The 21,918-nt window shown below is 68.4% G+C and carries 20 protein-coding genes; 1 reads left to right on the top strand and 19 read right to left on the bottom strand.

All coding sequences use genetic code 11. The features are described from left to right. Positions 1 to 85 precede the first annotated feature (85 nt). The 19 genes from NJ4_RS04135 to NJ4_RS04045 all read right to left on the bottom strand — a co-directional run bounded on the left by NJ4_RS04135 (position 86) and on the right by NJ4_RS04045 (position 21,154). The gene (locus NJ4_RS04135) at positions 86 to 313 is read right to left on the bottom strand and encodes a hypothetical protein (RefSeq protein ID WP_067430605.1); all 228 of its coding nucleotides are present in this window, start codon (positions 311 to 313) and stop codon (positions 86 to 88) included. Beyond that, entirely contained in the window at positions 310 to 1,356 is a 1,047-nt protein-coding gene (locus NJ4_RS04130; RefSeq protein WP_067430599.1) for a peptidylprolyl isomerase, read from the bottom strand. Before NJ4_RS04130 ends, NJ4_RS04135 begins: the two co-directional genes overlap by 4 nt. Next, entirely contained in the window at positions 1,353 to 3,629 is a 2,277-nt protein-coding gene (locus NJ4_RS04125) for an RND transporter family protein (RefSeq protein ID WP_067430592.1), read from the bottom strand. The genes NJ4_RS04130 and NJ4_RS04125 overlap by 4 nt, the downstream gene beginning before the upstream one ends. A gap of 2 nt (positions 3,630 to 3,631) precedes the next feature. Beyond that, entirely contained in the window at positions 3,632 to 4,927 is a 1,296-nt protein-coding gene (locus NJ4_RS04120) for an MlaD family protein (RefSeq protein ID WP_067430589.1), read from the bottom strand. Continuing rightward, a complete protein-coding gene (locus tag NJ4_RS04115) occupies positions 4,927 to 6,180 on the bottom strand; it encodes an MlaD family protein (protein ID WP_067430586.1) in 1,254 nt (417 codons plus the stop codon). The genes NJ4_RS04120 and NJ4_RS04115 overlap by 1 nt, the downstream gene beginning before the upstream one ends. Beyond that, positions 6,177 to 7,637 carry an MlaD family protein gene (locus NJ4_RS04110; RefSeq protein WP_067430583.1) on the bottom strand — a complete coding sequence of 487 codons (1,461 nt, stop codon included), beginning with the start codon at positions 7,635 to 7,637 and terminating at the stop codon, positions 6,177 to 6,179. The genes NJ4_RS04115 and NJ4_RS04110 overlap by 4 nt, the downstream gene beginning before the upstream one ends. Next, positions 7,634 to 8,929, bottom strand: a complete 1,296-nt coding sequence (locus tag NJ4_RS04105) for an MlaD family protein (protein ID WP_067430580.1) — start codon at positions 8,927 to 8,929, stop codon at positions 7,634 to 7,636. The genes NJ4_RS04110 and NJ4_RS04105 overlap by 4 nt, the downstream gene beginning before the upstream one ends. Beyond that, positions 8,926 to 10,317, bottom strand: coding sequence for an MlaD family protein (locus NJ4_RS04100; protein WP_067430579.1), 1,392 nt, complete (start codon positions 10,315 to 10,317; stop codon positions 8,926 to 8,928). Before NJ4_RS04100 ends, NJ4_RS04105 begins: the two co-directional genes overlap by 4 nt. Continuing rightward, positions 10,314 to 11,537: an MlaD family protein gene (locus tag NJ4_RS04095; protein ID WP_067430577.1), complete on the bottom strand. Its 1,224-nt coding sequence runs from the start codon at positions 11,535 to 11,537 to the stop codon at positions 10,314 to 10,316. Before NJ4_RS04095 ends, NJ4_RS04100 begins: the two co-directional genes overlap by 4 nt. A 5-nt stretch (positions 11,538 to 11,542) precedes the next feature. Next, positions 11,543 to 12,388, bottom strand: coding sequence for an ABC transporter ATP-binding protein (locus tag NJ4_RS04090; protein ID WP_067430574.1), 846 nt, complete (start codon positions 12,386 to 12,388; stop codon positions 11,543 to 11,545). A gap of 37 nt (positions 12,389 to 12,425) precedes the next feature. Continuing rightward, positions 12,426 to 13,292: an ABC transporter permease gene (locus NJ4_RS04085; RefSeq protein ID WP_067430573.1), complete on the bottom strand. Its 867-nt coding sequence runs from the start codon at positions 13,290 to 13,292 to the stop codon at positions 12,426 to 12,428. Between the two features lie 9 nt (positions 13,293 to 13,301). After that, positions 13,302 to 14,165 carry an MlaE family ABC transporter permease gene (locus NJ4_RS04080; protein ID WP_245644442.1) on the bottom strand — a complete coding sequence of 288 codons (864 nt, stop codon included), beginning with the start codon at positions 14,163 to 14,165 and terminating at the stop codon, positions 13,302 to 13,304. Then, on the bottom strand, positions 14,165 to 14,680 hold the full coding sequence (locus tag NJ4_RS04075; protein ID WP_174524579.1) for a flavin reductase family protein: 516 nt from the start codon (positions 14,678 to 14,680) through the stop codon (positions 14,165 to 14,167). Before NJ4_RS04075 ends, NJ4_RS04080 begins: the two co-directional genes overlap by 1 nt. Continuing rightward, complete coding sequence (locus NJ4_RS04070; protein ID WP_067430571.1) at positions 14,677 to 15,933, bottom strand: bifunctional 3,4-dihydroxy-2-butanone-4-phosphate synthase/GTP cyclohydrolase II; 1,257 nt, start codon at positions 15,931 to 15,933, stop codon at positions 14,677 to 14,679. The genes NJ4_RS04075 and NJ4_RS04070 overlap by 4 nt, the downstream gene beginning before the upstream one ends. Before the next feature lie 35 nt (positions 15,934 to 15,968). Next, a complete protein-coding gene (locus NJ4_RS04065; protein ID WP_067430569.1) occupies positions 15,969 to 17,474 on the bottom strand; it encodes an aldehyde dehydrogenase family protein in 1,506 nt (501 codons plus the stop codon). Between the two features lie 39 nt (positions 17,475 to 17,513). Next, positions 17,514 to 19,061, bottom strand: coding sequence for an acyl-CoA synthetase (locus NJ4_RS04060; RefSeq protein ID WP_245644441.1), 1,548 nt, complete (start codon positions 19,059 to 19,061; stop codon positions 17,514 to 17,516). A gap of 175 nt (positions 19,062 to 19,236) precedes the next feature. After that, a complete protein-coding gene (locus NJ4_RS04055; RefSeq protein WP_174524578.1) occupies positions 19,237 to 20,073 on the bottom strand; it encodes a hypothetical protein in 837 nt (278 codons plus the stop codon). Positions 20,074 to 20,195: 122 nt separating this feature from the next. Next, the gene (locus NJ4_RS04050) at positions 20,196 to 20,681 is read right to left on the bottom strand and encodes a nuclear transport factor 2 family protein (protein ID WP_067430564.1); all 486 of its coding nucleotides are present in this window, start codon (positions 20,679 to 20,681) and stop codon (positions 20,196 to 20,198) included. A gap of 11 nt (positions 20,682 to 20,692) precedes the next feature. Further along, complete coding sequence (locus tag NJ4_RS04045; RefSeq protein ID WP_056683609.1) at positions 20,693 to 21,154, bottom strand: nuclear transport factor 2 family protein; 462 nt, start codon at positions 21,152 to 21,154, stop codon at positions 20,693 to 20,695. A 332-nt stretch (positions 21,155 to 21,486) separates the two neighbouring features. Between NJ4_RS04045 and NJ4_RS04040 the strand changes: the two genes are divergently transcribed. Beyond that, on the top strand, positions 21,487 to 21,900 hold the full coding sequence (locus NJ4_RS04040; protein WP_067430561.1) for an SCP2 sterol-binding domain-containing protein: 414 nt from the start codon (positions 21,487 to 21,489) through the stop codon (positions 21,898 to 21,900). The last annotated feature ends 18 nt before the right edge of the window (positions 21,901 to 21,918 follow it).

Here is a 21,918-nt window from a genome sequence, read left to right as displayed (position 1 = left end):
TCGGCGCGCCTCACCTCGAATGCTTTCTGGTTCACGGTTCCCCGGCGTCGCCGTCGGGGAGGTAGTTGGCCCTCCCATGGGGGGATCAGCCCAACCCGAATGCGAGATTGAGGGTCAACACGACGGACCACGCGGCGAAGAGGATCCCGATGACCAGGCAGGACCTGGCCCCGCGGCGGATCGCCCTCGCGTCCTTGTCCCGGCGTGCCGGAGCGACGCCGGCGGGCACGAGCGTCTCGACGTTGCGCTGGCCCCAGCGGGCCAGCATCACGAAGGCCACCGCGACCAGGGCGCTCACCAGGGCGGCGCTCATGACGCGCTCCGGGCCTGGACGCCGGCGTCGGCCGGCGGCTCGTCCGGGTGCTCGGGGCGGTAGTCGTCGGCGTACTCGACGTCGGCGTCCTTGATCTCGTCACCCAGCCAGTCCCGCCAGACCTCGAGGGCCCGCTCGGAGCGCAGGGTGTCGGCGACCTGGTCCTTGATCTTGGCGAACGGGCGCTGACGCGCAGGCACGACCTTCACCACCTGGCCGACGTTCCATCCGTACGCCGTCTTGACCGGTCCGAACACCGTTCCCGGCTTCGCGGCGAACGCCTTCTCGGCGAAGGTCGGGTCGAGCTCGGCCTGGGCCACAGTGCCGAGGTCGCCGCCGTTGTCGCGGGTCGCGTCGTCGCGCGAGACCGTTCGGGCGACCGCTCTGAAGTCGTCGCCACGGCGTAGGGCGGCGACCACGGCGTTCGCGTCGCGCTTGGTGGCCACCACGATGTTGCGCAGGTGGCGCTGCTCGGGCGTGGCGAACCGCGATGGGTCCTGGTCGTAGTAGGCACGTACGTCGTCGGCGGTCAGCTTGTCGAGGTCGCTCTTGGTGACCTCCCGGAACAGCAGGGCGATCGCCTGCTGGCGCTTGACCTCGTCGAGCACGTCGTCCTCGCCGATGCCGAACTTCGCCAGGAGGGCGGTGAAGTCCTTCTGCGAGTTCGCCAGCTGGTTGTCGACCATCGAGGCGAGCGTGTCGCGCGCGGACTTGTCCGAGATCACGATGTCGCGGTCCTTGGCGGCGTCGTCGAGGATCAGGCTCACCGCCACGGCCTTGGCGACGTCTCGTTCGAACTTGTCCTTCTCCTTGTCGCCGGCCGGCTTCTGGATCCCGTACAACGCGGTGAGCACGTCGACCCGGTCATCGAGCTCGCTCGTGGTGATGACGTCGTCGTGGTACTTCAGGGCGGCGTCGTCGGGCAGGCCGGTGAACATGCGATAGCCGGCCACACCGGCTGCGGCCACGACCGCAACCACGACCAGGAGCGCAAGACCCCGGGTCCAGGTGCGCTCGGGCATCGGAAGCTTGGGAAACCTCATACCTTCACCTTCGTTCGGGACGGGGTGCCCGCAGGGGTCACCGGGGCTGTGGGTCGGGGGGTGGTCGTGGCGACCCGCACGACCTGTGCCGCCAGCAGGGACAGGACCACAGTCGCGGCCAGGAACAGGCCGAAGTCACGGATGATCACCAGACCGGACACCGTGAGAGCGAGATAGCCGGTTGTCGCGGCGGCGGCGGCGACCAGCACCGACCGCCGCACGAGCGCGCTGCGCACTCGTGCCCCACCGCCGCTGAGCAGGACGCTGAACTCACAGGCGGTGGCCGTGGCCAGACAGCCCAGGGCCACGGTCAACGGCGTCAGTGAGACACCCAGTGCCAACGCTCCGGCAAGGCCCCAGCCGGTCGCCAGCACAGCGGCGCCGAGTGCTCGGAGCGCGTCGGATCGACGACGCAGGCCCACCAGCAGAACCAGACCCGCGGCGGCGATGCCGGCCAGGCTGGCCAGGTAGCGGTCCTGGGAGACCAGCTCGTAGCTGCGGCCGGTCACGACGGGCAGTCCCGCCAGGTCGGCGCGCAACCCGTCGGGCGGCGGCGGCAGCGCCTCCTCCAGGTCGTCCAGGAGCTGCTGTTGGTCGCCCACGTCGTCGAGCTCGATGCCGAAGCTGAGGACGGCCTGGCGTCGGTCATCACGGATCACCGAGCTGCTGAGGTAGTGGGGCAGCTGGTTCAGGCCCGCCTGGATCTGGGCTTGGGTCGGGTCGTCACCGAGGAAGCCGAGCAGCGTGGGCGGGCTGGCGACGGGGTGCAGCTTGTCGCCGAAGCGGCGGATCGTCGTGTCCTGCACCCGGTTCATCCAGGCCAGCGCCTCGGGCGTGAGCACGTCGTTGCCGCGCACCAGGATCTGAACCTCGCCGGCCGAGCCCAGCACGTCCTCGGCGTACGTGGCATCGGCGAGCTCGGGGACACCCTCGGCCAGCTGGTCCGGCTGGGCCGCGATGTCGAGATGGGGCAGGGCGATCCAGCCCACGAGTGCGATGGCGGCGGCCACGACGAGCACGGCGAGGCGTCCGGGTCCGGAGAGTGCGCGGGCGACTGCCGGCGGCTCCTCGGACGGCGTCGCACTCTCAGCCTCGCGTGAGGTGGCCACGAACCGGCTGATCACCAGGCCCAGCCCGACGGCGAGGACCACACCCACGGCAAGAGCCAGGCCCAGGTCACGCACGAACGGGACCGGGGAGATCGCCAGGGAGAGGAAGCCCGCTGCGGCCGCACCGGCGGTCACCAGCACCTTGCGGCGGTCGGCGCCGCGGAGAAGATAGGCCGGGAAGTCGCTGCCGGTGCCCAAGATGATGGGCAGGAAGGCGACCACGCCCAGCGACAACGGGTGCGAGAGCCACCCGAACAGTGACAGCGTCATCGCCGTCGCGCCCAGGGTGGCGACCAGCGGGAGGAGCCGGGCCCGGCGCCGGGACAACCACGGGAGCAAGGCGTAGCAGGCCCCGATCAGGACCAGGGCCACGCCGCCCAGCAGCGGGATCTCATGCCGGAGCACGCCGCCCAGGCCGGCGGCGATCACCGGCATGCCGGTGACGGTCACCTTGGTGGTGTGGAGCCCGGACTCCTCGACGGCGTTCTGGGTGCGCTCGACCAGCCGTTCGGTGGCGGCCTGGTCGAGACCCTCACGCGGACGCACGATGATCGAGACCGCGTTGGGGCGGGGTACGACAAAGCGCCACTGCTGGCGGGGCTGACCCTCGTCGTCGAAGACGACAGCCCGGGCGAAACCCGGGTTCCGCAGAGTCGGCAGACCTGCCGGCAGCCCCTTGACCAGCAGGCTGCCGTAGCGCTTGTCGAACGACGCGACCGCAGCATCTGCGGCCTTGTCGGCCTCGGCCGGGGTCGCGCCCGCCTTCACGGCCTGCTGCTTCGCGACCGCACGCAGGCCATCACGGCGCCCCGAGATGGTGGCCAACATGTTCTGTGCCTGGCCGGCCACCTGGTTCAACATGGTGCCCGGCCCGTACACCACCGCCACGTCGGGCAGCTCGGCCAGGCGGCCCTCGAGTCCGACCAGCTCGGAGATCTGGTCACGGCCGAGCAGGGCCGCGGGCTTCTCGGACTCGGCGACCACGACGATCGGGTCACCGCCGAAGGAGCGGGCCGCCTCGAGGCTGGCTCGTTGGCTCGGGTCGTCCAAGGACAGGAACGAGGCGCTGGTGGTGTCCGTGCGCACCTGGCCCAGGCCCATGCCCACCATCGTGATCACGACGGCTGCGAGCAGGACCGCGGCCAGGCGGCGCACGAGAGTCACGACTACTCGCCGTCCCTCTCCACGCGCGGGTACTCACCCTTGAAGGGCCCGGGTGTGGCACCTGTCCCAGGTGCCGGGTAGGGGTTGGTGTAGTTGCCCAGCAGGCCGTCGGTCTTGATCGGCAGCTCCGGCGAGTGCGTGTTCACCAGCGGCGTCAGTCGCAGGTAGTAGGCGCCGCTCTCGTCGCGGTAGTTGAGCACCGCGTTGAAGTTGGCGAAGTACGCAGCGAGCTCAGGGCCGTACGGCTTGATGTAGGCCAGCATCGGGTTCACGTCGGCCAACGTCGCCTGGGCAGTCGGGATCACCGCGCGCAGGTCCTTGCTCGCGGTCGGCACCTTCTTGAGCGTGCTGGGCGCCTTGTCAAGCACACCGGACAGGGCCGGCAGCATGCCGCGCAGGTCGGTGGTGGTGGCCGGCAGCTCGCGCAGGGCGGTGGAGAGCGCCGGACCCGCGGACTTGAGGTCGCTGGCCACCGGGAGCAGGGCACCGGCGAGCGACTCGAGGGAGCCGGACGCGTTCGAGGCCGTGTCCAGGACCCCTGGCGCAATGCGGAGGGTGTCCTCGACCGCCTGGCGCTGCCCGGAGGTGGCCGCGGTCAGACGGTTCGCGTTGCGCACGAGCGAAGCGATCTGGCCCTGGCCCGTGTCGAGGGCCTCGAGGACCTGGGTGGTCTGCCGAGCCAGCGCCTTGAGGTCCGTCGACTGGGCCGCGATGGCGTCCAGGGCGGTGTGCCCGTCACGTCCGAGCCGGCCCAGGCCGGCGAGCAGGGCGGAGGTCTCGTCCCTGGTGCCGGCGGTGCCCGCTCCGAGGGAGCGAAGCAGGCCGCTCAGCTCGCCGCGGGTCTGCTTGTCCACACTGGCGAGTACGTCGTGCAGCTGGACACCCCGCTCCACCGAGCTGGCCGGGAGCTCGGTCCCGGAGGGCAGCTCGTTGCCCTTGCCGTCGGTGAGAGCCAGGTAGGTCTCACCGACCAGGGACCGTTCGGCGAGTCGGAGCTTGGCACCGTCGTGGAGCGGACCGTAGTCGTCGTCCATCGCGAGCTCGACCCGCACCGCGCCGTCGTCGATCTGCTCCACCGAGCGGACCTGACCGACCCGGACCCCGGCCACCTGGACCTGGCCGGCCTTGACCAGGTTGTCGACGTCCTTCATCTCGACGCTGGCGGTGTACTCGCCACTGTCGACGATCGGCCGGCGGGAGCCGGTCCCGGAGTAGAAGAAGGCCATGATCACCACGGCCACGCCCAGGAACACGAGGAGGGCGAGGCTCCGGCCGGCGGCCACTGTTCGCATGTTCATCAGTTCTCTCCTCGGCCCTGGTCAAGCCCGTTGGGAAGGACACCGGCGGCCGGCAGTGGCACGATCAGGTGGCCACGGATGATGCCGCCATTGACGTCACCGGCACCGAACACGGACGAGGTGTTGTAGACGAACGCGTTGACGTCGGTGAGGTAGCTCATGACGGTGCGGGTGTCCTCGGGGAAGCGACCGGTCACGGTGCGCAGCTCCCCGAGCGAGGTGCGCGTGTCTGCGACCGTCGGCCGCAGGTCGGCGATCACGCCGGTCGCCTTGTCGAGCACCGGCTTGGCGGAGTCGAGCGTCTCGCCCAGGTTGCCGATCGTCGACTGGAACCGGGTCAGGGCCGGCGGCAGCTCCTCGGACGCGGAGTCCAGGTTCTTCAGTGTCGGGTCGAGCTGCTTGGTGAGCTCCTGGGTGCTGGTCAGTGCGGTGCGCAGCTGGGTGGTCAGGCCGGGAACGTTCTTCAGGCTGGCCCGCAGCGCGGTGTCGCTCTCGGCGAGCACGGACAGGGTCTGCTCGGTCGAGCTGGCGAGCTTGGTGATCCGCTCGTCGTTCTGGCCCACGGCCGCGGAGATGTCCGACAGGGCGGTCACCAGGGTGGCGATCCGCTCGCGCCGGGTGGCCAGCTCCTTGACGACCGGCTGCAGGGAGCCGAGCGTGTCGCTGGTCGCACCGAGGCCGGGCGGCAGGTTCTGCGGCGCCCGGGCGAGTGCCACGTCGGACTCGAGCAGCAGGTCCGTGAGGGCCGCCTGCGAGCGCTCGTCGAGGTGGCTCAAGATCTCATCGGCCTGGATCGGCCGCTCGGTCTGCGTGATCGGGATGACGTCGGAGTCCTTCAACCGCCCGGCCGACTTGGTCCCCGGGTTCAGCTCCAGCTGCATCTCGTTGAGCGGGTTCTTGGGCCGGAGCACGGCGTGCGCGTTCTTGTAGACGTCGTAGTTGCCGTCCAACGTCATCGTGACGACGGCGGTGCCCTCGTCGGTGGCCTCGGCCTCGGTGACCGAGCCGACCTTCACACCGGCGATCGTGACGCTGTTCTGGCTTTTCGGGTTCAGCCCGGGAACCTGGGCGAACTCGGCCTTCACGGTCGTCTGGTCACTCCACGGGGCGGCGCCGCCGAGGTAGGACTTGATGATCGCTGCGGAGATGACACCGAGCACGATCAGCACGGTCAGTGCGGTGACGTCGCGCCCCAGCCCGGGAACGGTCTTCAGCCGCTCCAGGTGGGCGCTGAACCAGGATCGGTTCTTCATCGTGTGCTCCTCGAGACAAGGGGAAGCTGCAGGGAGTTGAGGTCGAGCAGAGGCGTCTGCTGCTCGGCCGACGGACCGTTCGAGCCCGGACCGGCACCCAGAGGCGGTTTCGGCTCGCCGTCGTTGGCGCCCTCCTCGGGACCGGCCGGCAGCAGCAGCCCCGTGCCTTCCAGGTACTGGATCAGGGACTTGCTGATGACTCCGCCCGGCGCGTTGACACCGACCCCGGCCATCAACCGACCCATCGCACCGTTCTTGTCGTGGAACTTGAAGACGTCGGCGGTGTCGGACAGCAGGTAGGCGACCTCCTCGTAGAGGAGGTTGTCGTTTCCGCCGCCCTCGTAGACGCCCTTGCCGTGCCAGGCCGACATGACATCCTTCTTGATCGGACCGTTCAGTCGGTTGAGCACCGGGCCCTTGAAGTCGTTGAGCACCCCGATCGCGTCGACGGCGGTCGGCACGAGGTCCTTGACCAGCGGTCGAGCGTCATGCACCACGACCCGGGCGTCGGCGATCACCGGACGAGCGGTGTCGAGGACCGAGTCGAGCTCACCCAACACCGGGTCCAGCGCACGTGCCGCGGGTCGGAAGGACGTCGCGGTCGTGTCGAGCTGGGTCAGCGTCCCGTCAAGATCAGCCAGCCCCTCCCGCGTCACGCGCAGGGTCTCCGGGCCGGCGTCGATGGTCTCTGCCAAGGGGGCACCTGAGTCGCCCAGGGCCGCGGAGACGGTGTCAAGGTCGGCCAGGATCGAGTCGAGCTGAGCGTCGTTCTCGTTCAGGGCCGCCGCCGTGTTGCGCAGCCCACGCACGAGCCTGGTCAGGTCCGTGCGCGGTTCGTGGCCGCGCAGTGCCTTGAGCACGTCGCCGGCCGGCTCAAGGGTCCCGGGGGCCGTCTTGAGCAGCCGGCGCAGCTCGGGCCGCCCGGCCGTCTTCAGGGTCTTGTTGAGGTTGCGCACCGTGCCCTGGACGGCCTTGCCCGCCTCAGGGGTGACCGCGCTGAGCACCTTGTCGAGCTCGACGGGAAGCGTGGTCCGCGACACCGGAATGGTACTGCCCTCGCTCACGTCGCCGTCCATGCCACCGCGGACGAGCTCGACGTAATAGGTGCCGCCGAGCACGAGGGTCGGGCGGATGTTCGCCTTCGGCTGGGTGCCGAGCTTCTCCACGGTGCCGTCGTCGAGCTTCATGTCGACCACCGCACCGTTGTCATCGGTGCGGTCGACACCGGTGACGGTGCCGACCTCGACCCCGGCCAGCTTCACGACGCTCTGGTAGGGCACCAGCTTGTAGGACCCGGAGAACTCCGCCTTCAGGGTCTCGCCCGAGGCGAGTGTGGTCTCGATCTTGGGTCGGTTGAAGGACACCAGGGCGAAGGCGATCAGGAACACCATCACCATCACGCCGGCAGCCTTGTTGCTACGCGGCCTGAGGGTGGAGAGCAACGATCGGGCGTTCATGGGGTCACCTTTCCGGGCAGGCCCGGAGGCAGTCCCTGGGCTCGGTCGTACTGCGCTTCACCCGGTGCCGGGTACTGGTTCTGCGGGAGGTTTCCGGAGCGCAGGAGCCCACCGGTCACGGTGTTCACGCCCGGCGTGACACCGAGTCGCGCGTAGCGCACACCCGGGTTCGGTCCCTGGGACACGAAGCTCTTGCCCCGCAGGAACAGCTGTGCCATGTCAGTGGAGTAGTAGGAGAGGACCCGCAGCGGCTCCAACAGGTCGCCCACCGCCTGTCGCACCTCAGGTGCGAGAGGGCGCGCGTCGGACAGGGTCGAGGTCAGGTCGTCGACGGCCGGAACGGCGAGGCCCGCCACGCCCGGCACCTGCTTGGCCACCGGGACCGCCTCACGGAGGAAGCCGCGCAGATTCTGCTCGGAGTTGCTCAGCGACTTCGCGCCGGGCTCCAGCGCCCGCATCGCGGACCCGGTCCGGGCCAACGGCGCCTGGAGGCTGTCCATGGCGCCCTTCACGTCCGACAGAGCACTGGGCAGCCGGTTGATCGTCTCCCGCAGCGGCGTCCCCGAATCGGTGGCGACGGCCTCGAGAGTCTGGTCGGTCTGGTGCACGAGGTCGGCGATCTCGTCCTCGCGACCGTGGAACCTGCTGGCCAGCAGGTCCGCGTTCTGGAGGAGAGCCGTCAGGTCCGCGTCAGGGTCGGCGAGCGACTTCGACACCGCACCCAGATCGTCGAGCAGGTCGCGCGCCTGGACGACGAACTGGCCGAGGTCCTGCCCGTGCCCGGCTGCGCCGGCACCCACCTGGCGCAGCATCTGCGTCGCTGCGTCACGCGTCTTGGGGTCCAGCACGTCGAGCAGCTGGTAGAGGTCGGCCGAGTCCTCGGTCTGCGCCGCGGGGATGGCCTCGCTGCCCAGCTCGCCCGACTTCGGCGTACCGAGGTCGAGCTCGACGAACTTCGTGGCCAGGGCGGACAGGTCCCAGACCGCCGCGCTGGCGTCCTGGTAGACGTCCACGTCACCGTCCAGCTCCATGGTGACCAGGGCGGAACCGTCGCGGTACTCGATGTCCTTCACCTTGCCGATCCGCTTGCTGTTCTGGCGTACGGCGTCGTTGGCCTTGAGCGAGTGCACGTTGGAGACGACCGCCTTGACCTCGGTGGTCTTGGCGAAGGGCATGCCGGTCTGTGCCTTGAAGGTCAGGTACAGCACGCCGGCGAGGACGACGAGCACGACGAGTCCGACGCGGAACGAGATCGATCGCGCAAGGAAGTCGGGGGTGACCTTGATGCTCATTTCAAGCCTCCGAGGAGCTGCTCGAGGAGATTGTTCTCCTGCTCGGTCGAGAGACCGGTCGCACTCTGGGGATCAGGCGCTTCGGTCTGCGGCGTCTTGCTGGCCGGGGCATTGCTCTTCTTCCTGGTCTCAGAGCCGGGGCGACCGGGCAGAGGAATCTCCGGAGCAGCGGGCACGGGCAGGTCGTGCAGGATGTCGTCGGGCAGGACGGGCAGCAGCCCGGCAGCGGTGTCCCCCAGCGCGTTCGGGGAGAGCGGGACCATCGCCTTGAAGTAGTGACTGATCGCGTCGTAGTCACTGGTCGCCATCGACCAGCCCTTGACGAACTCAAGGAGGTTGGTCAGGTTCTGTCCGCTGACCGCTCCGGTGGTGAGCCGCTCGGCGGCCTGGCTGGTGGGCACGAGGTCCTTGGCTGCCGGCCGGAGTGCCGCGACCACGGGTGCGGCCTGGGCGAGCAGCTGGTCGGCCTTGCGCAACACCGGCGGGAGCGAGGCGAGCGCCGGGTCGGCCGCATCGGCGAAGCGCTGCAGCTCACCGCTGATGGTCTCCAGGTCGTCGGTCACGGGCCTCAGGGAGGCCAGGGTCCGGGTTGCGGGGTCGGCGACACCGGCCAGCTCGGCCAGGGCTGATCGAGCACTGGTGATCGTGCCGGGCAGCTCCTCCAGGGCGCTTCGCAGCATCTCCCGCTCGGAGGCGACGATGTCGAGTGACTCCGCGGCGGAGCCGACCAGGTGGTCGAGGCTGCGTCCCTTGTCGGTGGCCAGCGCGGAGGCGACGGGCTGCGCGTTGTCGACCAGTTGGCCGAGCAGGTCGTTCTGGTCCGAGAGGATCGCGGCCAGGTCACGGGTCTGCGTCATCGCCGGCCCCAGAGCCGCGATCGCGCGGTCGGCTGCCTTGCCCCGTCCCTTGAGGGCCTCCCCGGACTCGGTGAGGAGCGCGGCGAGCGCCGTGGACGTCGGGGTGTCGAGCGAACCGAGCACGTCCTGGAGGTCGACCACGCGTGAGGTGTGCTTCTCGTCGATGACCATCTTGCCGCTGAGCTCCGGAGCGTCCGGGCTGCCGCGGTCGAGGTCCACGAAGCGCTCGCCGAGGAGGTCCTGGGTCGTGATGGTGGCCGTGACGTCCTCGTGCAGCGGGAGCACGTCGCGGTCCACGACCATCTCGACCTCGGCGCGGCCGCCCTCGAGGTCGATGTCAGTGATGCTGCCGACGGTGACACCGGCGGCCTTCACGACGTTGCCGGGCACCAGTGGGCTGGCGTCGGAGAACATCGCGACCACGCGCACCTGGTCGTCGTTCACGTCGTCACCCATCACCTGGGTGCCGACCGCGGCGACGCCCACCACGCCGGCGGCCACGCCGATCAGGAGCTTGCTGGGGGTCTTCATCGGATCTCACTTCCGGTCGCGTCGGTCCACGGCTGGGAGACGGGCTGTCCCGGTGCCGGCCTCGGGTTCTGGCGCGCCAACGGCAGCGGAACCGGTGTCTCGTTCAGGGCGCTCGTCCCGGGGGCGAGCAGGCCGGCCCAGGTGTGGCCCGCGCCGTCGTACGGCGCGAAGGCCTGGCCCCAGTTGAAGAGGCCACCCACTGCCTCAGGGGTGTAGGGCCGCAGGAAAGAGATCGCCGGCCCCAGGTCGTCGAGCAGGTCGTTGGCGGTGGGGAGCACGGCGTGGCTCAGGTCGAGCAGCTCGGGGGTCTGGTCGAGCAGCGTGTCGGCGGAGGAGAGCAGGGGCCGGAGCTCGGCGACCGTGGGACGCAGATCCACCAGGGTGGGTGCGAGATCCTTGCTCACCGACGGCAATTTGCTGACCGCGGGAGCCAGGTCATTGAGGAGCGCCACCGTCGAGGTCGACGCCGCCGGGACCTTGCCCAGGGTCTTGTTCGCAGTGCGCAACGTGCCCGGCAGCTGTTCGAGCGTGGCCGAGAGGTCCTCCTGGTTCCCCGCGATGGCACCGGTCGCCCGGTCCAGGTTCGCGACCGTGGAGGCCACCGAAGCGCGGCGGGAGGCGGCGACGTCGGTCATCGTGCTCAGCTGCGACACCAGCGACCTGATCGCCGGGCCGTCCTTGCCGACCGCGCTCAGGACCTGGCCGAGCGCATCGACTGTCCCCGCGGCCCCGCGGATCGTCTTGCGCAGGTCGGCCTCGCGCCCACCGACGGACTCGTTGAGCTGTTTGATCAACGAGGTCAGGTGCTTGCGGGTCGGCTCGTCCAGCGCAGAGAGGACCTGGTCGACCTCGACCTGGCTCGACTTCGCCTCGATCATGGCGCCGTCGGGGATCTTCGCGTTCTTCTCCTCACCCGGATAGAGCGTCAGCACACGCTCTCCGACGGCAGAGACCCATTCCACGCGCGACGTCGTGCCTGAGTGAAGCGGACCGAAGTCGTCGTCGAGCGAGATGGTGACGACGGCCTTGCCGTCCTTGACACCGATGTCCTTGATCTGGCCGGCATGGTGGCCGTTGATCCAGACCGGTGTGCGCTCTGACATCTGGGCAGCCGAAGGCATCACCATCTTGACCTCGTAGTCGTCGCCGTCGATCAGGCTCACGCCACCGGCCACGACGACTGCTGCCGCCAGTGCCCCCAAGAGAAGCTTCTTCGCCATGGCGATCAGTCCATCCCCAGCGGTCCGACGGAGTCACCGGAGAGGAACTGGCGCACGAACGGCATGTCCGAGTTGAACGCTTCCTCGGTCTCTCCGTAGTGGATCAGCTTGCCCTTCCACACCACGCCGACGTAGTCGCTGACCTTGCGGGCGGTGCGGATGTCGTGGGTGACCAGGACGTAGGTGCCTCCGTGCTCGGCGTGCACCTTCAGGATCAGGTCGTTGAGCAGGCTGGTGCGCACCGGGTCGAGCCCCGAGTCGGGCTCGTCGAACATGACGACGCTGGGATTGAGCACCAGCGCGCGGGCGAAGCCCGCGCGCTTCTTCATGCCGCCGGAGACCTCACCGGGGAACTTGCTGACGGCTCGGGTCAGTCCCACCTCCTCGAGGCGGTCCATGACGATCTGCCGGATCTCGCTCTCACGCTTGTCGGTGTGCTTGCGCAGCGGGAAGGCGACGTTGTCGTAGATGTTCATCGACCCGAACAGCGCGCCGTCCTGGAAGAGCACCCCGAACCGCTTCCGGATCTCCTGGCGCTCCTTGGGCGAGACCCGCCAGATGTCCTGTCCGAACACCTCGACCACGCCCGAGTCGGGCTCGAGCAGGCCGACGATGTGCTTGAGAAGCACGCTCTTGCCGGTGCCCGACGGGCCGAGGACCGTGGTGATCGAGTCGTCGGCGAAGTCGATGTTCAGCCCGGTCAGCACGTCGAACGAGCCGAACGACTTCTTGACGTTCTTGATGTTGACGCTGTGTGTCACACCGGGGTCGTGGTCGGCGATGATGCCGTTGGCGTAGATGTCCTCGTAGGAGCGGGTCTCATCGTCGCGCGTGAGCTGTGCGTGGGACATGCGTGGTTCCTTTCGTGGATCCGGAAGCGGAACTTCGCTAGAAGCTGATGGGGGCGCGGGAGAGGGCGCCGAAGAACAATTGCTGGAAGACGGCGCCGAGGACGCTGACGATGACGAGGTTGATCACCATCGACTTCGCGGTGGCCTTGCCGACCCCGACCGGTCCACCGCTGGCGTTGTAGCCGTAGTAACAGGCCACCAGGACGATCAGCAGGCCCATGATCGAGCCTTGCAACAGCGAGAGGATGAGGTCCTGCTGGGTGGTGAACGACCAGAACACCGACAGGTAGCCACCGGCGGAGACACTGTCGAAGACGTGCACGTTGAGGAAGTAGCCCAGGATGTACATGAGCCCGGTTCCGGTGACGAACATGAACGGGGTGACGATGATGATCGCCAGGATGCGAGTGGTGACCAGGTAGGCACGGGAGTCGAGGCCCATCACCTCCAGGGCGTCGATCTCCTCGCTGATCCGCATGGACCCGAGCTCCGCGACCAGGCCGCAGCCGACCTTCGCGGCGAGGATCCAGCCCCACATCTCGGGTGCCACCGTGTAGTCGCCGGTGGAGCTGAAGACGGCGGTGTAGCCGCCGGCTCCGAGCTGGGCCAGCAGGTAGTGCGCCTCGAGCGCGATCTCCGCACCGAGCATGCACATCATGAACCAGATGATGAACGTGGACTTGAGGATGATGATGCCGGCCTGGCGGAGCACCTCGGTGCCGTAGTGACGCACGTCCGGCAGGCTCTTGAGCACGTCGAAGCCGAACCTCGCGATGCCGCCGAGGTCCTCGATCAGGGAGGTGCCGTCGCTGTAGCCGCCCATGCCGCCGGCAGCGTTGGCGCTGGGCTTCTCCTGCTCCTCCTCGTCGGGGCTGAGCGCTTCGTCGTGTGTCGTCGTGGTCATGGAAGGCCCCTACCTGCTGATCAGCATCTCGGGGTTGAGCCCGAGCATGGTCGCGTTGACGATGAAGTTGATGACCCACACGGCCGCGAACGAGAGCACGACGGCCTCGTTGACTGCCCGACCGACGCCCTCGGCGCCGCCCTTGGCGTTGAGCCCCTTCTGGGCCGAGACGATGCCGATGAACAGGCCGATCAAGGTGCACTTGACCGTGGTGCCGACCAGCTCGGGAACGGTCATCGAGCCGAGCAGGTTGCCGAGGAACGCGCCCGGCGAGGTGGTTCCCAACCAGGTGGCCGAGATCATCGCCATCGACATGCCCAGGAGGCTGCCGAGCACGTTGAAGCCGACCATCATCACCGTGATCGCGATGACCCGCGGCAGCACCAGGGTCCGGATCGCGTCGATCCCGAGCACGGTGAACGCGTCGAGCTCCTCGCGGATCCGCCGGGCGCCGAGGTCGGCGGTCATCGCCGTCCCCATCACGCCCGCGACGGCCATGCCGGTGGCAAACGGTGAGATCTCGCGGAGGCTGGCGAACACGAAGTAGGTGCCGAGCCGGTTGCCGGCGCCCAGCAGGCTGACCAGGTCGTAGGCGTAGTTGGCGATCAGGAACGAGAAGCCACCGACCGCCAGCGTCACCGGGAGCCAGCAGAAGCGCAGCATGTGGTACATCTCGTCGCGGGTGGCGCCCCAGTAGCCACGGGGCTCCTTGACCGCAGTCTTGACCAGGTAGCCGAGCAGCTGCCCGGCCCCACCGACGTCGATGACCATCCGCTGGACGAACGAGGGCGAACGGTTCATCATCCGACCGCTCGGGGTGAGCGGCCGTGTGTTCTCGTCCTGGGCCTCGGGGGCCTCGGTGTCGACAGCCATCAGAACGCCCCGGCATCGTGATGGTCGAGGTGGCGGAACTCACGCTGGAAGTAGAGGAGGGCGGGGCGGTCGTCGAGATCGATCTCGATCACCCGGGCGACCAGGATGGTGTGGTCGCCGCCGTCGTAGCGCGCGTGCGCCTCACACTCGATGAGGACGGCGGCATCGGGCAGAATCGGCACGCCACGGTGGTCGGGCACGAACTCACCACCCCCGAACTTGTCGGCTCCCTTGGTGGAGAACCGGTTGATCAGATCGACGTGGGCCGCGCCCGCGATCTGGATCGACCACTGGTCGTTCTCCACGAAGGCGTCGTGGCACTGGGCCGTCTTCCCGATGCACACCAGGACCAGGGCCGGGTCGATCGAGACCGAGCAGAAGGAGCTCGCAGCGAAGCCGCGGGGCTCTCCGTCCGCGCCGGTCGTCGTCATCAGGGTGACGCCGCTGGGGAAGGCCGACATCGCTTCCCGGAACTTGTCGGGGATGCGGTTGGGGTTGGTGGCCGTGGTGGTCACGATGCGCTCCGTTCCGGCGCCCGAGCGCCGAGGTCGTGGTCGAGCCGAGCTGCCTTCGTTGCCAGGTAGTCGGCGTTGTGCGAGTTGGGGGCGATCCGGAGCGGAACCCGTTCCGTGATCGTCAGCCCGTAGTCCGCGAGTCCGGTGAACTTGGCGGGGTTGTTGGTCATCAGGCGAACCGAGGTGATCCCGAGGTCGCGCAGGATCTGGGCGCCCACGCCGTACTCCCGGCTGTCCACCGGGAGCCCGAGGGCCAGGTTCGCGTCGAGGGTGTCGAGGCCTTCCTCGTCCTGCAGTTGGTAGGCCTGCAGCTTGTGGCTCAGGCCGATGCCGCGACCCTCGTGACCGCGCAGGTAGATCACGGCACCGGTGCCCTGGTCGCCGATCCGCTTGAGCGCGAGGTTGAGCTGCTCCCCGCAGTCACAGCGCCGGGCGCCGAACACGTCTCCGGTCAGGCACTCGGAGTGGACCCGCACCAGCACATCAGGTTGGCCGTCGGGGTTGCCGTGGACGAACGCCACGTGCTCGGTCCCGTCGACGTCGGAGCGATAGGTGCTGGCCCGGAACACGCCGTACGGCGTAGGCACCACCGCGGTCGCGGTGCGGCTGACCAGGCGTTCGCGACTCATCCGGAACCGGACCAGGTCGCCCACGGAGAGCAGCACCATGCCGTGCTCCCTGGCGAACTCCACGAGCTCCGGCATCCGCGCCATCGTCCCATCGGCGTTGGTGATCTCGGCGAGCACGCCGGCGGGTTGCAGGCCGGCCAGTCGGCACAGGTCGACGGCTGCCTCGGTGTGGCCCGCCCGCTGGAGGACGCCACCGGGCCGGGCCCGGAGCGGGAACACGTGGCCGGGCTTGCTGAACTGGTCACCGCTGACGAACGGGGTGGCCAGGGCCCGCGAGGTGATCGCGCGATCCGCCGCGGAGATCCCGGTGGTGGTCACGCCCTTGAGGTCCACCGAGACGCTGAAGGCGGTGCCGCGGGGGTCAGTGGCCGCCTCCACCATCGGCGGGAGGTCCAGCTCGTCGAGTCTGTCGCCGTCCATGCCCACACAGACGAGCCCGCTGGTGTGCCGGATCACAAAGGCCATCGACTCGGCCGTCATGTGCTCGGCCGCGTAGATGAGGTCGCCTTCGTTCTCACGTTCGCTGTCGTCGAAGACGACGACGCCGCGTCCGTTCCGGAGCTCGTCCAGCGCAGCTTCGACTCGCGCCTGACCGTCGCTGTGCTCGTCTGCGTGGGGGTTCATGGGATTCTCGCCTCGTTGCTCTTCAGGGAAGGGAGTCAGGCCGGAGTGCCGAGGACGATGGCGTAGGCCTTGTTCTCCACGCCGCCGGAGCGGTCGACGGAGATGTACTTCTGCTCGGTGTACTCGTCGAGTGCGTCCGGGCCGCCTTCGCGCCCGAGGCCGCTCTGCTTGTAGCCACCGAACGGGTAGGCCGGGTGGAGGACGTGCCAGTCGTTGACGAAGACCATCCCGGCCTCGAGCCGGCGGGCAACGTCGAGGGTCTGCTCCTCGTTGCTGCCCCACACGCCTGCGGACAGGCCGTACTCGGTGTCGTTGGCGATCGCGATCGCCTCCTCGACGGAGTCATAGGTGATCACGGAGAGCACCGGGCCGAAGACCTCCTGGCGGGCGATCTTCATGTCGTTCGTGACGTCGACGACCACGGTCGGCTCCACGTAGTTGCCGTTGGCGAACTCCGGTGCACTGGGTGCGGCGCCACCGGTGGCCACCTTGGCACCCTCGGCCTCGGCTGCCCGGATGTGCGCCAACACGCGGTCGCGTTGGTCGGCGGTGATCAGCGGGCCGATGTCGGTGGCCAGGTCGATGGGGTCGCCGAGCTTCATCGTGTTGACGCGGGCGACCAGGCGATCCACGATCTCGTCGCGCCTCGAGGCCGGCACCAGCAGGCGGGTTCCTGCCTCGCAGGCCTGTCCGTTGTTGGCCATGCAGGCGTAGATCGCGCCGTCGATGGCGACGGAGAGGTCGGCGTCCTCGAGGATGATGTTGGGGCCCTTGCCGCCGAGCTCGAGGGTCACCTGCTTCACCGAGTCGGCCGAGGCGGCCAGGATGCTCTGGCCCACGGAGGTCGAGCCGGTGAAGGCGACCTTGCGGACGTCGGGGTGCGCGCTCAGCCGGGCACCGGCGTCCTCGCCGTCACCCACGACCACGTTGAGGACGCCCTTGGGCAGGCCGGCCGCCTCGAACTCCTTCATCAGCTCGAGCGCGATCAGCGGCGCGTGCTCGTCGGGCTTGAGCACCACGGTGTTGCCGGCCAACAGCGCCGGGGCCACCTTCCAGACGATGGTCAGCATCGGGATGTTCCACGGCACGATCGCGCCGACCACACCGAGCGGCTCGCGACGCAGGATGCCTTCGGCAGGGACCGGGCCGATGGCCGGGCCGGACTTCTCGAACTCGTACTCGGCCGCCTGGGCCGCGATGTACTGCATCTGTGCGACGGACAGACCGATGTGCAGCGCACCGGTGATCCGGATGGTGGCGCCGTTCTCACGGGTCTGCAGCGCGGCGAGCTCCTCGAGTCGGGCACCCATCCGCTCGGCGACCGTGTTGACCAGTGCGGCACGCTCGGCCGGCGGGGTGTTGCGCCAGGTGCCCTCGATGTGAGCGGCCTTGGCGGCCGCGACGGCGGCGTCGATCTCGGCGACGCCTCCCTTGGCGACCGTGGCCACCAGCTCACCGGTGGCGGGGCTGCGGATCTCGTACTTGTCGGCAGTGTCGACCCACTCGCCGTTGATGTGGAGGGTGTAGTGCGGAGTGCTCATGGAATTGCTCCTGGGTTCGAGGTTGCGGGGCGGGTGGGTTCAGCCGACCTGGCGGGCCTGGCCCTCCCAGAACGGGATGCGCAAGGTCTTCTTGTCGACCTTGCCGGCGGGATTCACCGGCAGCTCGGCGAGGAAGTCGACCGTCTTGGGTGAGGGGATCGAGCCGAGCTCGGCCTTGACGTGGGCCTGGATCTCCTCGACCGTCACCGACGAGCCGGACGCGACGACGACGAACGCGTGCACCGCCTCGCCCCACTTCTCGTGGGGGACACCGATCACCGCGCACTGGGCCACGGCGGGGTGGACCGCGAGGACGTCCTCGACCTGACGGGGGAAGACGTTGAACCCGCCGCTGACGACCAGGTCCTTCTTGCGGTCGACCACGTAGAGGAAGCCGTCCTCGTCGAGTTTGCCGATGTCGCCGGTGTGCACCCAGCCGCCACGCAGCGCCTCGGCGTTGCGGGAGGAGTCGACGTACCCGAGCATCTGACCGAGCTGACGCGAGCAGATCTCGCCCACCTCGCCGACGGGCAGCTGGTTGTCCTCCTCGTCCTGGATGCTGACCTCGACGAACGGGATCGGTCGTCCACCGGAGGCGAGACGACCAATGGCCTCTTCGCTGTCGACCCGGTGGTCGACCTTGCGCAGACAGCCGACGTAGCCGGGCTCGGTGCCGGCATAGGTCTGGATGAAGATCTGGCCGAACACCTCGAGCGCCCTCTTGAGCTTCTCGGGGGCGATCGGCGAGCCGGCGTAGATCATCGTGTTCAGCGACGACAGGTCGTAGCTGTCCCGGCTCGGGTGGTCCAGCATGAGGTAGATGATCGTCGGCACCACGGCCGTGGCGGTGACCCCGTGCTTGGCGATCGACTTCAGCAGGGTGTCGACCTCGAGGCCGGGCAGCATCACGTTGGTGCCACCGCGCAGGAAGGTCGGCATCACGAAGATCTGGGTGAAGTGGGTCAGGGGCGCGCCATGGGCGAACACCTCGCCGTAGCGGGTGTCACCGATGTCGAGGCCAGAAGTGATGCTGTAGTGGCCCCAGGTGAAGTGCGACTGCACGACGCCCTTCGGCTCGCCGGTGCTGCCCGAGGTGAACAGCACGTAGCACTCGTCGTGCTCGTCGATCACCACGTCGGGCCGCCCCGCGGCCTGCTTCTCCACGAGCGTGGTGAGATCATGGTCACCGGACGCACTGGTCTCTCCACCGACCCGGATGTACGTCGTGACGTGGGTCAGCTCACCGCGCATCTGAGCCACCACGTCGTCGAAGGATGCGTGGTAGATGAGGGCCTTCGCCTCGGTCTGGTTCAGGTTCGCCACCTGGGTCGACGCGGATGCCCGGGTGGGCATCTGCACCAGCACGGCACCGGACTTCCAGATCCCGTGCTGGGTCGGGATGAACTCCAGGGAGTTGGGAAGCAGGAGCCCCACCCGATCGCCCTTCTCAAGGCCGAGCGAGAGCAGCGCCGAACCGACCTTGTCGGAGAGATCGCGCAGCTCTGAGTAGGTGAGGGAGCGGTCGCCGTCGACGATCGCGACCTGGTCCTGGTAGTACGTGCACGCCCGGTCAAGGACGTCCGGCATGGTGCCCCACATTGGATTCCTGCTTTCCTGCGAGTCGCGGTGTCCGACCGATGTCCGGTGTCGAATCTCCACGGGTTTGTGATGTGTGCCACGAACGTAATTCGGCCGCTGCCACCCCCACGACATCCCCGAGGATGAAGCCCCTGCCCCCTTGGGGTGACAGCCCTCCCCCGGCTCAAACGGGGCGGCTGAGCTGCCCGGTGACGTCTGCCTTCTCCGCGCCCGGCTCCTGGGTCTGGGTCACCAGCAACTGGGACGTCCACCACAGGGCCGTCGCCGCCAGCCCGACACTGGCGAAGGCGCTGAGGAAGAGCACGGCGTCGTTCGGGTTCGCGGAGGAGTTCTGCAAGATCACGGTCGGGAAGCCCGCTCCGAGCACGTCGAAGGCGAAGTTGCACGGGAAGAGCGCGAACAGGGCCAGGCAGTGCACCTGGCGCGTGGCCTTGAGCGACAACACGGCTGCCAGCACCGCGTATCCGGTGATCTGAGTGCCCTCCATGAAGGCGATGAAGAGCGGGTAGTCCAGCACCCGCCACGGGGATTCGCCGTAGTAGACGTAGAGGTCCAGATTGATCGCGGTGATCTCGAAGGCAGCGGTCGTGCAGGTGGTCAACGCCGCGATCTTGAAGATCCGCGCCCGGGTCGCGCCCCGGCTCAGGGAGCGGTAGAGCACGAGCGCCGGCAAGCCGAAGACCATCACGTAGGCCGGCATGACCCAGACGGGTTGTGGCAGGCCGAAGCTGGTGAAGAGGGTCCACTGCTCTCCGTTGTCCAGCCAGTGCAGGTGATAGGCGATGTCGTACATCGGCTCGATGAGGCTGCCCGTGGCGGCCGCGAGCACGAGGACGACCGGAAGGATCGACCGCTCGTCGCGCGCGATCTTGACCGCGTAGGCCAGGAGCAGCGCGGTGCCGCCCCACAGGACGAGCGTGGCGACCGTCTGCATCGTCGTGTTCAGCGGCAGGTCGTACGGCGGGGACGGGGGCTGGGGAACGGTGACGGAGAGGAGCACGAGTCTTTCCTTGTCAGAGAACCGGAGTCGAGGCAACGGAAACGGCCGGAGCCCGAGGGTCTCCGGCCGTCCGGTCGCGCCGGCGTCGAGGGAAGCAGGGGCGAAGCCCTCTTCCCTCGACGTCAGCCGAGGGAAGCGGGGTCGAAGCCCTCTTCCCAGTAGTGCGGGGTGATCAGCGGGAGACCCAGCTGCTGGAAGACCGGGTTCTCGTTCACGAACGACGAGTCGAGGATGATCTTGCCGTCGTCGTTGAACTCCAAGAACGTGGAGCCCTTGCTGACCAGCGTCTTGCCCTCGACGGGGAAGCCCCGGTAGGTGTCAGCGCCTTCGACCTGCCAGTCCCAGTGGAAGAACAGGTGGCCGTTGCCCTCGAAGGCCTCGGTCACGGTGACGGACTGCACGCCCAGGCCGTTCTCGGGGTCCTTGTTGGTGAAGATCGCCAGTTGCTCGGTGAACTCCGAGTCCGTGGAGATCGTGTCGCCCAGGTGGTCGACGACCATCCGGGTCTCGATGCAGAACTCCTCGGCGCCGGCGTACAGCTCGCGGTGGGCGCTCAGGTCGTTGTGGCGGGTCTCGGCCCACTTCTTGGCGAATTCAAGGTTCGTCATGTCAGCGCCTCTCAGACGTTCGCGGGGGTCTTGGCGGCGAATGCGACCTTGCTCGCACCCGGTACGCCGACATCGGCCAGGATCGAACCGGAGTCCCACCACGACGACTCACGGACGATGCGTCCGTCGTCGTCGTACTGGTGGAAGGTGTGGCCCTGGGCGAAGAAGGGCTTGTCCTCGACATCGAAGCCGATGAAGTTGGTGCAGTCCTCCGGGGACCACTCCCACCGGATCAGGCCGCTCTTGTGGTCACCGATGTAGCCGCGGATGCGGAAGTTGTGCACACCGAGACCGTTCGTGCGGTCCTTGTTGGCGTACAGCGTGAAGATCCGGCCGAGGTCGCCCTTGTCACGGATCTGGTACTGGTCGAGGATCGGGTCCTCGAACACGAAGTCGTCGGCGTACATCGCACAGATCGCCTCCGAGCTGTCACGGAACGCCTTCAACCACTTGACGGCAAATGCGTAGTTCATGGTTTCTCCTTGTCTGGTCCAGCTGCTGGGTCCGTCGGTCCATGTGAGACGAACCACACGACATCGACCGTAGGAGCGACTGCGCCGCCGAACTTCCCCCCGCGGGAGGATCCCTACCGCTCGTCCGAGGGGCCGGCGACGGGCGAGCACTCGGCACGGAGCGGCGACCGTCCCCGCCCCGCCTGATCGAGAGCACCCCATGGGACGTGCAAGAACCCACTTGCGGGTGACGCGCCGCACACCGGCACGGTCCTAGCGTCGACACGGGTCGTGACCAGACCCACCGGCATCGCCCGAGCGGAACGGCTGGGGCCCACACCTGGAGGTACGACGTGAGCACGTTCAAGGACGCTGACGAGGTCTATGCCTACATCGGCAAGGCCATGGAAGCCTGTGTCACCGACCCGAAGTTCGTCGAGGCGACCAAGGACGGCTCACTCGTCGTCCTGATCACCCAGACCGATCCCGCAGCATCGATCCTGGTCGACTTCCCCGGGCAGAAGGTACTGACCGGGGATGCCGCCGCGTCGGCGCCCTCGACCGTGCAGCTGCGGATGAGCTCGGACAACGCCAACCGGTTCTGGCAGGGCAAGTTGAACTTCACGCTCGCCATGGCGCAGCGCAAGGTCAAGCTCGAGGGCAAGCGCACCACTGCACTCGGCCTGCTGCCCCTGACCGGCCCGATCTTCGACGCCTACAAGGCCATCCTCGCCGAGGCCGGCCGCGACGACCTGCTCATCGACTGACCACCCGGACCCCACACC

Source organism: Nocardioides jensenii JCM 1364 = NBRC 14755 (assembly GCF_001552535.1).
In the GTDB taxonomy this organism is placed as follows: domain Bacteria; phylum Actinomycetota; class Actinomycetes; order Propionibacteriales; family Nocardioidaceae; genus Nocardioides; species Nocardioides jensenii.
The sequence above is the reverse complement of the archived record's forward strand: the minus strand, read 5'-3'. Positions and strand labels throughout refer to the sequence as shown.